This is a genomic window from Rahnella sp. ATs2 (assembly GCF_051851855.1).
Taxonomy (GTDB): Bacteria; Pseudomonadota; Gammaproteobacteria; order Enterobacterales; family Enterobacteriaceae; genus Rahnella; species Rahnella variigena.
The window spans coordinates 70,606-83,112 of the sequence record NZ_JBLYPL010000013.1 but is presented as its reverse complement, the minus strand read 5'-3'; the positions used below and the strand labels follow the sequence as shown (position 1 = coordinate 83,112).

Annotated in this window: 6 protein-coding genes; 1 reads left to right on the top strand and 5 read right to left on the bottom strand. The window is 54.5% G+C overall.

Translation table 11 applies throughout. The features are described 5' to 3' along the window. Positions 1-10: 10 nt before the first annotated feature. From ACJY2G_RS15480 to greB, 5 genes are all read right to left on the bottom strand, one after another. The gene (locus ACJY2G_RS15480; protein ID WP_112288657.1) at positions 11-247 is read right to left on the bottom strand and encodes a FeoC-like transcriptional regulator; all 237 of its coding nucleotides are present in this window, start codon (positions 245-247) and stop codon (positions 11-13) included. Between the two features lie 8 nt (positions 248-255). Beyond that, complete coding sequence (feoB, locus tag ACJY2G_RS15475) at positions 256-2,574, bottom strand: Fe(2+) transporter permease subunit FeoB (protein WP_120162619.1); 2,319 nt, start codon at positions 2,572-2,574, stop codon at positions 256-258. Positions 2,575-2,673: 99 nt separating this feature from the next. Then, positions 2,674-2,898 carry a ferrous iron transporter A gene (gene feoA, locus ACJY2G_RS15470; protein ID WP_112288655.1) on the bottom strand — a complete coding sequence of 75 codons (225 nt, stop codon included), beginning with the start codon at positions 2,896-2,898 and terminating at the stop codon, positions 2,674-2,676. Positions 2,899-3,293: 395 nt separating this feature from the next. Then, on the bottom strand, positions 3,294-5,624 hold the full coding sequence (locus ACJY2G_RS15465) for a Tex family protein (protein WP_120162618.1): 2,331 nt from the start codon (positions 5,622-5,624) through the stop codon (positions 3,294-3,296). Positions 5,625-5,735: 111 nt separating this feature from the next. After that, positions 5,736-6,209, bottom strand: coding sequence for a transcription elongation factor GreB (greB, locus tag ACJY2G_RS15460; protein WP_113877248.1), 474 nt, complete (start codon positions 6,207-6,209; stop codon positions 5,736-5,738). A gap of 264 nt (positions 6,210-6,473) precedes the next feature. On the opposite strand from greB, the gene ACJY2G_RS15455 reads away from it, so the two are divergent. Next, positions 6,474-12,491, top strand: a complete 6,018-nt coding sequence (locus ACJY2G_RS15455) for an MG2 domain-containing protein (protein WP_430320417.1) — start codon at positions 6,474-6,476, stop codon at positions 12,489-12,491. Positions 12,492-12,507: the final 16 nt, after the last annotated feature.

Here is a 12,507-nt window from a genome sequence, read left to right as displayed (position 1 = left end):
AAAGCCGGGTTCAGGGGATCAGGGTGTAAGACACGGTCAGGCACTTTTTGCCGTCAGCGCAACTTTTACAGCTGCCGCTCAGACAGCTGTCATCCGCTTCCACCGTTTCTGCTTTTCGCATCGCCACCAGCCGTTCGAGCATGGCCTGCACCAGCGGCTGCGGAGCCTTAAGCTGCTGGCTGAGCTGGCGGGCATCTGCCCGGCCAGCCAGTGCGAGAGAGTCGCGAACCTGAATCAGCGTAGTCATGTTATCTCCTAGTGGCAGTCGCTGCCGGTAGCTGGTTCGCAACAGGCCGCGATATTACGCGGCTGCAAATGGAGGCTGACCCGGCTGCGTGCCTTGCGCAGGCAGGTGAGGACGATAGCGTTGAACAGCAGCACGATGAAGATGACGCCCGCACTGTAGGCCGGATGGTTGCTGAAAGTGGCCACCTGATAGAACAGGGTCGCCAGCGAGTAGGCGACGTTCAGCCCCCAGAAAATGGAGAACGTCATCCAGCTGCGGCTGGTTTCACGGGCAATCGCCCCCATCACCGAGACGCAAGGCACGTAAAGCAGCACGAAAATCAGGTAACTGTAAGCCGAAATGGCGGTACCGAATTTGGTGCTCATGACGCCCATGGAGCTGACGCCCATTTCACCGTCACCTTTGCTGGCTTCGATCGGGTTCGACAGTACGCTGATGCTGAAGGTGTCTTTCAGCCCCTGCCAGGTTTCCTGCACTGCGCCGCCCAGTTCATCGAACAGGTTGAAGCTGGCAGCGTCGAATTCCTCATTGTGGATATGTTCGGCGGTGTACAGCGTGTTCAGCGTACCGACCACCACTTCTTTCGCCATCGCGCCGGTGACCAGACCCACGGTCGCCTGCCAGTTGTCAGAATGTACGCCCATCGGCGCCAGCACCGGTGTCAGTACTTTACTGACCGAGGCCAGTGCAGAATCATTGATGTTATCCACCGCCTGACCGCTGAACGAGAAGCTGTTCAGGGCGCCGATAAAAATACTCGCAATCACGATCACTTTACCGGCGCGCAGCACGAAACCTTTCAGACGCTGCCAGGTTTGCAGCAGCAGACTTTTCAGGTGCGGAACGTGATACACCGGCAGTTCCATCACAAACGGCGAGGCTTCACCGCGCATAATGGTGTATTTCAGCAGCAGGCCGGTCAGGATAGCGACCACAATACCGAGCAGATACAACGAGAACACGATGGATGCACCGCTTTGCCCGAAGAATGCCGCAGAAAACACCGCGAAAATTGCCAGACGTGCGCCGCAGGACATAAACGGCGCCATCATCACGGTGATGAGGCGTTCACGCGGGGCATCCAGCGTACGGGCACCCATAATGGACGGCACGTTACAGCCAAAGCCAACAATCAGCGGCACGAAAGATTTACCCGGCAGCCCCAGCGATTGCATCAGCCTGTCCATCACGAACGCGGCGCGGGCCATATAACCGGAATCTTCAAGGAAGGAAAGGAACAGATACATCATGCCGATTTGCGGCACCAGCGGCAGAACCGTATTGATACCGCCGCCCACGCCCTGTGCCAGGAAAATGGTCAGCCACTGCGGGAAGTGCAGGGTGAATCCCACCCATTGCATACCCTGAATGAAAATTGCTGCCGAGCCGATATCGAAAATAGGTTGCAGCGCGCCGCCGATGTTGATCGCCAGCACGAACATCAGATACATCACCAGCAGGAAGATCGGCACGCCGAGGAAACGGTTGAGGATCACGCGGTCCAGCACCTGCGTCAGCTTGTTGGGCGCGGTGAGGTGCGAGTTACTGACGTCCGCGCACAGTGACGCAATGCTCTGATAACGCGCATCGGCAATCAGCAGCGCCGGATCTTCCAGCTTTTGCTCTACCAGACGGGCTTTCACCTGCGGCAGTAAAGCCTGCGCGTTACCTGCGTGCGTCTGGCTGTAAATATCCCCTTCGAGGATTTGCAAAGCCAGCCAGCGACGCTGTTGCAGCGTCATATCTTGCGGCATTTCAGTGGCCAGCACTTCCACTTCCTGTTGCAGCACCGGATGATATTTCACACGTTCCAGCGCGGCCACTTGTGGCAATTCATCAATGGCCGCTTTCAGTTCTTTGATGCCGCTGGCGCGGGTAGACACCAGGGCAACAACAGGGCAGCCCAGGCGTGCAGACAGCGCCGGGATATCAATATTGATGTTCTGAATTTTGGCGATGTCGAGCATGTTCAGCGCGACAATGCAGGGCACGCCCAGCTCAAGCAGTTGCAGTGTCAGGTATAAGTTGCGCTCAAGGTTTGAGGCATCCACGACGTTAATCATCAGATCTGCGTCGCCGCTCAGAATGTAATGACAGGCAATTTGCTCATCAAGCGAGGTTTGCTCGGAGATGGTGGTCAGTGAATAGGTGCCGGGCAAATCGACCAGCGTAATCTGGTGGTCTGCGGTGGCGAACTGGCCTTCTTTACGTTCAACGGTGACGCCAGCCCAGTTACCAACGCGTTGTCGCGAACCGGTTAACTGGTTGAAAAGGGTCGTTTTACCTGAGTTGGGATTACCAATCAGGCCAATAGTCAGTGCTTTCATACGTTCAGATCTACGTGTGAGAAAGGAAAAAACGCGGAAGACTCAACAGAGCCGCGCTAAACAATCTTTCAGAAACCCATCAGAAACCCATCAGAAAGGTCAGGCCAGAAGCTCAAGCTTGAGCAGGTCGAGGTCTTTTTTGCGCACGACCAGACTGGTGCGGCGGGTTTCTATCTGCACCGGGTCGCCCATCGGTGCCACGCGGATGATGTTGAAGAATGATCCCGGAAGCATGCCGAGAGACAGCAGTTTCTGGCGATAGGCCGGACTGATTTCATGAGAAAAGCCGGTGATTTTATAAGCACATTTTGATTGAAGTTGCATAGTTCCTCGCGAAGCGTTCAGGCATTTTGGGGGCAGCGTCACAAAGGTGACGCCGCGCTTCCGTGCCCGTTGATTTCACTGCTCGTGAAATATTGCTCAGAAATTGTCCCTGGTGCGAAATTGCCAGCCTGAGGCTGACGGCGTACTGAATACGCAAAGAAGTACAAACGAGAATAGTTATCATAATTAGTACGCGTGTGGAGACAAAATAAATAGGGGGGCCTCTTCACGGGAATCTCCACCGCGTCGCTATCCTAAGCCTGCAACAGTGAGGATTTATTGATTTACCTCAGTGATTGATTCAATAGGAGAGACTTTAAAAAGTGTCGAAAAAAGACACATAAAAAAAGCCGCTGAATATCAGCGGCTTCCGTTTTGCAGGAAAAAACGAGAAATTAGCGTTTTTTGCCGAGAGCGGCAGCCAGAGCATCGGCCATCGCATTATTGCCCGCCGGTGCGGCATTGCGTCCCGCAGGTTTGTTTGGTGTATGGCGTTTCTGATTGTCACGCGAATCTGACGCTGGCGCGGAAGAACGGCGTGCCGGTGCTTCGCCCGGTTGCTCATCCAGACGCATGGTCAGCGCGATACGTTTACGTTGCAGATCGACTTCCATCACTTTGACTTTGACGATATCGCCAGCTTTCACCACGGTATGCGGATCTTCAACGAATTTATTCGCCAGTGATGAGATGTGAACCAGACCATCCTGATGTACGCCGATATCCACGAATGCCCCGAAGTTGGTGACGTTGGTGACAGAACCTTCAAGGATCATGCCCGGCATCAGGTCATTCATGGTTTCCACACCATCGGCAAAGGTCGCGGTCTTAAACTCAGGACGCGGATCGTGCCCCGGCTTTTCCAGCTCTTTGATGATGTCAGTAACAGTCGGCACGCCGAACTGTTCGTCAGTGAATTCACTGGCTTTCAGGCCGCGCAGCACATTCGAATCGCCCATCAGTTCTTTCAGCGCCAGTTGCGTCGCTGCCAGAATGCGTTCGACCACCGGATAGGTTTCCGGGTGAACCGTTGAGGCATCAAGCGGGTTGTCGCCGTGATTGATACGCAGGAAGCCTGCACATTGCTCGAAGGCTTTTGGCCCCAGACGGCTGACTTTCAGCAGCTGTTCGCGGTTACGGAACTGACCGTTTTCGTCGCGCCAGTTAACGATATTCTGCGCCATCATGCGCGTCAGACCAGCCACGCGGGTCAGCAGCGGAACGGACGCGGTATTCAGATCCACACCCACTGCGTTCACGCAGTCTTCGACGACGGTATCGAGTTTTTTCGCCAGCTGAGACTGGCTGACGTCATGCTGATACTGGCCGACTCCGATGGATTTCGGGTCGATTTTCACCAGTTCAGCCAGCGGATCTTGCAGACGACGCGCAATGGAAACGGCACCACGAATCGAAACATCCAGATCCGGGAATTCCAGCGCCGCCAGCTCGGAAGCGGAATACACCGACGCACCGGCTTCACTGACGATCACTTTCTGCGCTTTGACCGCCGGGAACTGTTTTTGCAGTTCGAGGAAGAAGCGCTCGGTTTCGCGGGAAGCGGTACCGTTACCGATAGCGACCAGTTCGACATTATGTTTGATGCACAGCGCGGCAACCTGTTGTGCGGCTTTTACAGCCTGGCCGGTGTGGGGATAAACGGTATCGATATCCACCAGTTTGCCGGTGTTATCCACAACGGCGACTTTAACACCGGTACGTAAACCCGGATCCAGGCCCATGGTTGCGCGCATACCCGCTGGCGCAGCCATCAGTAAATCATGCATGTTGCGGGCGAATACGTTAATCGCTTCATCTTCAGCGCGTTCGCGCACGGTGCCCATCAGCTCGGTTTCAAGGTGCAGCAGCACTTTGATGCGCCATGTCCAGTTGACCACGGCACGGCGCCAGACGTCGGCTGGCGCGTTGTTCAGGCGCAGACCCAGATGGTCGATGATAATTTGTTCGGCATAACTTTCTTTCGGCGGCTCGTCATGCTGCGGATCGGCATTCAGCGCCAGCTGCAGGATACCTTCATTGCGGCCACGGAACATCGCCAGCGCACGGTGAGAAGGCACCTGAGAAATCGGTTCATGGTGATCGAAGTAGTCGCGGAATTTCGCGCCTTCCTGCTCTTTACCCTCGACCATGCGGGAGGTCAGATGGGCGTTTTTCCACAGGTAATCACGAACTTTCGCCAGCAGCGACGCATCTTCAGCGAAACGCTCCATCAGAATGTAGCGTGCGCCATCCAGCGCTGCTTTGGTGTCGGCGACGCCTTTATCCGCATCTATAAACTTCGCGGCGGCGGTTTCAGGTTCGTTTTGTGGATCGTTCCACAACAATTCTGCCAGCGGTTCCAGCCCCGCCTCGATAGCGATTTGCCCGCGCGTGCGGCGCTTCGGTTTGAACGGCAGATACAGATCTTCCAGCTCGGTTTTGCTCAGCGTGGTTTTAATGGCTTTCGCTAAATCGTCGCTCAGTTTGCCCTGTTCTTCGATGGACTTGAGGATAGTCTGGCGGCGGTCTTCCAGCTCACGCAAATAACCCAGACGGGTGTCCAACTGACGCAGTTGGGTATCATCCAACCCACCGGTGACTTCCTTACGATACCGCGCAATAAACGGCACGGTATTACCTTCATCCAGCAGACGCACCACGGAAGCAACCTGCTCCGGGCGAACCTGCAATTCACTTGCGATAATGCGGCTCAGTTGATCATTCATAGGTCTGGTATCAGTTTTATTCGTTAAAAAAGCAGGGCACAGTTATACGGTTTGAAGACCGAAAATGCCAGTCATCAGGCCGCCCGTCTGCGCGTTTTGAGAGTTAGCTGATCATTTCCCGTAGTCAATCTCATTGACGTACCAGGTCGCGTCGCCGGCTGGCGTGGTCACCACCAGACTGTCGCCGACTTCTTTTTTCAGCAGGGCGCGTGCCATCGGGGAATCGATAGAAATGTAGTCTTTGCGGCCAAAAATTTCGTCATAGCCGACAATGCGAAAACGCTTGATGTCGCCGTCGTCGTTTTCGACTTCCACCCAGGCGCCAAAGAACACTTTGCCGTCCTGCTGCGGCGAATAATCGACGATGCGCAGCTGTTCCAGACATTTGGTCAGATAGCGGATACGGCGGTCGATTTCGCGCAGCCGTTTCTTGTTGTACTGATAATCGGCATTCTCGCTGCGATCGCCCAGGCTTGCGGCCCAGGTCACTTTTTTGGTCACTTCCGGGCGCTCTTCGCGCCACAGGAAATCGAGCTCAGTTTTGAGCTTGTCGTAGCCTTCACGGGTAATCAGTTTCGTTTTCATATTACCTGTCACTTTCTCACTGTTTTCCTGCACAGAAATCTGCCGCCATTGTTTCACACAATCGCTTTCCTGACAGCGCACAAATTGACCGAAAAGTCTGACTCACTGCTACGCTTTATATGATGGCTTTTTAGCCAGAGAGCTATTATCCTTCTGTGCTGATTCTTACGTTTTTTTACCTTCAGATATTTCACGTAATATAATGAATTAAATAAAAATATCTCTCGCGTTTAACCGTCTACAGGGATTGGGGTACAGGTACAAATGGATTTATTAAAATTCTTACTTCGTCTGCCTTTTACATTGATAAAAGGCATCCTGCGCGTGCTGGCCTTTGTATTGGGTCTGCTGGGCCGCATTTTTAAACCGATTGTCGGCAATATCGACTGGCGTGCGCCTGTCTGGTGGACGGCAATGTCCGGCTGGCTTAAGCGTGGTTTTGCGCGTCTTGAAGGCGGAGTAGATAAGTACCCCAAAGCCATCAGTCTGGCGATTCTGGTTTTGCTGTGCGCCGCGGGTGCGGGCGTTTATGGCTGGCACTGGTGGCTCAACCGGCCGCAGCCGATCGAACCGGCGCCGATGGTTTATCAGGATACCAGCGTGCGCATCAGCGGCCCCGAAGCCATTAATTACGCGGCGCAAAAACCTGCACCGCAGCAGGCGATTTTCAATTTCCGTAACTCCGTCGCGCCAATTACCGACGTGGGCAAAGTGGTCGAAAAAGGGATAGCCCTGAAACCGGCCGCCGAAGGTGAGTGGAAATGGGTGAGCGGCTACACCTTAGTCTTCACCCCGAAAAATCCGCTGCCGATGGGCACCCAATATGAAGTGAATTTCTCGCCTGACGTCCTGCTCGCGCCGCAAATCAAGCTGGCGAAAACCCGTTATGAATTCACCGCTCCGGCGTTCGGTTATCAGCTGGGGCAAGCCGAGTACTATCAGGATCCGCAAGACCCGCAAAAACGCAGCGCGATTTTTAACGTTAAGTTCAACGCGCCGGTGGATGTCACCAGTTTTGAAAAACAGATTTCGCTTGGCCTGACCGAAGGCAAAGCCAAAACTGAGTCGAAACTCAATTATTCCGTGGTCTACGACCAGAAGAAACTCAATGCCTGGGTACATTCCGAACCGCTGAAATCGCTCGACCACGGCGGTTCCGTGCGGGTGACCATTGGCGAAGGCGTGAAAGCATCCGTCCCTTCTGCACCGACCACACAGGCACGAAATGGCGTGGTGTCTGTGCCGACGCTTTACAGCCTGATGGTTAACGAAGCCAGCGCGCAGGTGGTGGATGCCGACGGCGCGAAAGGTCAGCGTGCGCTGATCGTCGGCTTCAGCGATGCGGTCAAAGACAAAGATATCCGCCAGGCGGTCAAAGTCTGGTTACTGCCACAGCACAATCCAAACGATCAGGATGAAGCCAAAGGCCCGGATGATTACGCCAGCTGGGAAGTCGACAGCGTGGAAAATAACGTCCTCGCGCAGTCTACGCCGCTGAACATTCAGCTGAATGACGCCGAAAGTGATTATCAGCCACAGTTCAGTTTCCGCTTTGATGCGCCAGCGCACCGCGCCATGCTGGTGGAAATCGACAATATTCTGACTTCTTCCGGTGGCTACAAAATGCCGGAAAAAGTGTACCGCATCGTTGCGGTGCCTGATTATCCAAAATCCCTGCAATTTATGTCGCAAGGCTCACTGCTGTCGGTCAACGGTGACAAGCAAATCAGCGTCGCGGCACGCAACGTGCCGGGCATGCGTCTGGATATCAAACGGGTGATCCCAGGCCAGCTGCAACACATCGTGTCGTTCAAAAGTCGCCAGTATTCTTCGGCGGAATTTAACCGACTCAATGACGAGTATTTTACCGAGCACTTTAAATATCAGACCGCGGTAAACAACGATAAGCCGGGTGAAGTGAATTATCAGGGCGTCGACCTCTCGCGTTATCTCTCCACCGATCCGACATCACATCGCGGCGTTTTCCTGCTGACGCTGTCGGAATGGGATCCGAAGAAGAAAGAAGTGAAACCCGAAGCGGATGATGACGGCAATATCTATCAGGACGAAGATCAGAGCGGGGATGAAGCGCCGGTTGGGGATTCGCGCTTTGTCGTGGTCACCGATTTGGGGATTATTGCCAAGCGTTCGCAGGATAAAACCCGTGATGTGTTTGTGCAGTCGATTCACAGTGGCACGCCGGTGGCAAACGCAAAAGTCTCTGTCATCGCTAAAAACGGTGTGACGTTGCTGACCCAAATCACCGGTGACGACGGCCACGTGCGTTTCCCTGCGCTGGACGTGTATACCAGTGAGCGCCAGCCGGTGATGTTCCTGGTCGAAAAAGAAGGCGATGTGTCCTTCCTGCCTGCTGACAGAAATAATGACCGCGGCCTCGATTTCTCCCGTTTTGATGTCGATGGTGAAATTACCCCGAACGACCCGCGTACGCTGAGCAGTTATCTGTTCTCCGATCGCGGCGTTTATCGTCCGGGCGATACCTTCAATATCGGTCTGATCACCCGCGCCGCCGACTGGAGCAACGGACTGGCTGGTGTACCGGTGCGTGCAGAAATCCATGATCCGCGCGACAAGCTGATGAGCACCATCCCGCTGACGCTGGGTTCCAGCGGTTTCAATGAGCTGAGTTATACCACTGACGATAATTCTCCGACCGGTGAATGGAACGTCTATTTGTATCTGATCGGCAAAGACAACGAGTCTTCCACCTTGCTGGGCCATACCTCGGTAAACGTTAAAGAATTCGAGCCGGATCAGCTGAAGGTGAAACTGCAACTGACGCCGGAGCGTAAACAAGGCTGGGTGAAACCGTCAGAACTGCAGGCCAATATCGACGTGCAGAACCTGTTTGGTACGCCAGCGCAGGACCGCCGTGTGACCTCGAAACTGACGCTGCGCCCGATGTATCCGAGCTTCGATCAGTTCCCGGATTACGCATTCTACGAGAACCGCCAGAACAGCGACGGTTTCGAAACGGAACTGGAAGACCGCACAACCGATGAAAAAGGTACGGCGACTATTCCGCTGGATCTGAAATCTTACGCTGACGCGACCTATCAGCTGCAACTGCTTTCCGAGGCGTTCGTGGCCGGTGGCGGGCGTTCGGTGGCCGCAACGGCGCGGGTGCTGGTGTCACCTTATGACTATCTGATTGGGGTAAAAGCTGACGGTGATTTGGGATACATCACCCATAACGCGGTCCGTCACCTGAACGTGATTGCGGTCGATCCTTCGCTGAATAAGATTGCGTTACCGGATCTGAAAGTCGCGCTCGTCGAGCAGAAATATATCTCTGTGCTGACCAAACAGGATTCCGGCGTTTACAAATATCAGTCGAAAATGAAAGAAGTACAGCTGTCGGAACAGCCTCTGTCGCTGACGGCGCAGGGCAATAACCTGACGCTGGCGACGGATAAACCGGGTGATTTCGTGCTGGTGGTGGAAGATGCCAAGGGCAACGTGCTGAACCGTATTGGCTACACTGTGGCCGGTAACGCCAACCTGAGCCGTTCGCTGGACAGAAATGCCGAGCTGAAACTGAAACTCAATCAGGCGCAATACCAGCCGGGTGAGGAAATCGAAGTGGCTATTAACGCGCCTTACACCGGCAGCGGGCTGATCACCATCGAGAAAGACAAAGTCTACAGCTGGCAGTGGTTCCATACTGATACCACCAGTTCTGTGCAGAAAATCCGCGTGCCTGCGGGTATGGAAGGGAACGGATACATCAACGTGCAGTTTGTGCGTGATGTGAATTCCGATGAAATCTTTATGAGCCCGCTGAGCTACGGCGTGATGCCGTTTAAAATCAGCACTAAAGCGCGCCAGAATACTCTTGAAGTCGAAGCGCCTGAAGTGATTAAACCTGGCGAAAATCTGGCCATGACAGTGACAACTGACGGCCCGCAACAGGTGGCGCTGTTTGCTGTCGATGAGGGGATTTTGCAGGTGGCACGTTATCGCCTGAAAGATCCGCTGGAATACTTCTTCCGCAAACGCGAACTGGGCGTGGAAAGCTCGCAAATCCTGGATCTTATCCTGCCGGAGTTCAGCAAACTGATGCAGCTTGCGGCTGCCCCGGGCGGTGACGCGGGTGAAGGGCTGGATCTGAACGTCAATCCGTTCAAACGCAAGCGTGATAAGCCTGTGGCTTACTGGTCAGGGATTACCGAAGTCAACGGCAGGAAGCAGTTCGATTATCAGGTACCGGATTACTTCAACGGTAAAATCCGCGTGATGGCGATTTCCGTGACGCCGGACAAAATCGGTAAAGCGCAGACGTCTGCGACGGTGCGCGACAACTTCATTATGACGCCGAACGTGCCGTCAATGGTGGCACCGGGTGATGAGTTTGACGTCAGCGTGGGAGTCAGCAATAACCTTGAAGGGCTGAACGGTAAAAGCATTCCGGTCGCGATTCACCTGAGTGTGCCGCCACAGCTGGAAGTGGTGGGTAAAGCCGAACAGAGCCTGTCGCTGGCCGAAAAACGTGAAGGTGTGATTAACTTCCGTCTGCGCGCCAAAGCCTTGCCGGGCGATGCGCCGCTGGTGTTTGACGCGACGTATGGCGATAAAGTCAGCCGCCGGACCATCAGTACCTCAGTGCGTCCGGCAATGCCGTTCCGCACGCAGTCAGTGATGGGACGCATGAGCGGCAGCAGTCAGAACGTCGATAATCTGCGTCAGATGTTTGACGCCTACGCGGTGCGCACAGCAGCAGTGTCTAACTCGCCGCTGGTGCTGACCCGCGGGCTGTCACAGTATCTGGCTGATTATCCTTATTACTGTTCTGAACAGATTGTCAGCCGCTCGGTCCCGCTGATCCTCGGCACTCTTCATCCTGAAATGAAAGGTGAACAAAGTCAGGCGGAAAGCAGTAAGCAGCTGAAAGATATGCTGGGAGTGCTGCGTTCACGTCAGAATGACAGCGGCGCGATTGGCCTGTGGCGTTCGTCGCCGCAAACCGATCCGTTCGTCACGCCTTACGTGGTGCAATATCTGCTGGAAGCCAAAGCCGCGGGCGTTGCATTGCCAGCCGGTATGCTGGAGGAGGCCAATTCGGCACTGCGCGAACTGGCAGCGAATCAGAATGATGATTTATATACGCTACGTCTGCGCGCATGGGCGGTGTATCTGCTGACGCGTCAGGGTGAAATCACCACCAGTTCGCTGGCCTCGGTACAAGACACCTTGCAGCAGCGTTATCCGGACACCTGGAAAACCGATCTGAGTGCGATGTATCTGGCGTCGTCTTATCGTCTGCTGAAAATGGATGATGAAGCGAATACGCTGTTGCAGCCAACCTGGAAGCAACTGAGCAAGGCGTATGACAAAGCCTGGTGGACGCAAAGTTACTTTGATCCGCTGGTGCAGGACGCGACGCAGCTGTATCTGATCACCCGTCACTTCCCGGAAAAAGTCTCCGTTATTCCGCCGCAGGTGCTGGAGAATATGGTCAAAGCGCTGAAAGAGGAACGTTATACGACGTATTCCTCTGCGATGAGCATTCTGGCGCTGGAGAGTTATTCCGCCGAGGTGGCGGCGCAGGCAACGGCACCGGATGCGCTGAAAATCACCCAGTTAAGCAAAACCAAAAATGTGCAACCGCAGCTGATTTCACAGGTTCAGGGACTGTTTGCTAAAGCGAATTTCACCGCCGATGCACAGGCGCTTCGTATTGAAAACGGCAACGATGCGCCCGCCTGGTACGTGGTAACACAGGCCGGTTATGACCTGTCTGCGCCGAAGAAAGCCATTTCACGTGGTCTGGAAATCACCCGCGATTACACGGATGAAAAAGGCAATGCGGTCACCCAGGTGACACTGGGGCAGAAGATCAATGTGCATCTGAAAGTCCGCGCTAATTCGCAGGAAGGACAGGACAATCTGGCGATTGTCGATTTGTTGCCGGGCGGTTTTGAAGTGGTTCAGCAAACGCCACCGGAGCCGGAGTCTGACAGCAGTGATGAAAACAGTGATGCAGAAGCGTCGGCCTCCTGGCAGTCACCGCTGGCGGCATCGGGTTCAACATGGGCACCGGATTACAGTGATATTCGTGAAGACAGAGTGGTGATCTACGGCAGCGCCAGCACCGATGTGCAGGAGTTTGTGTATCAGATCAAAGCCACCAACACCGGCAGTTTTGTGATCCCGCCAGCTTACGGTGAAGCAATGTATGACCGCGACGTTCAGGCGCTTTCCGTCAGTGATAAAAAACTGGTGGTCGTGCCGGCTGACGAAGCGGCTGTTGCTAAAAAATAACAAAACGCAGTCGCCC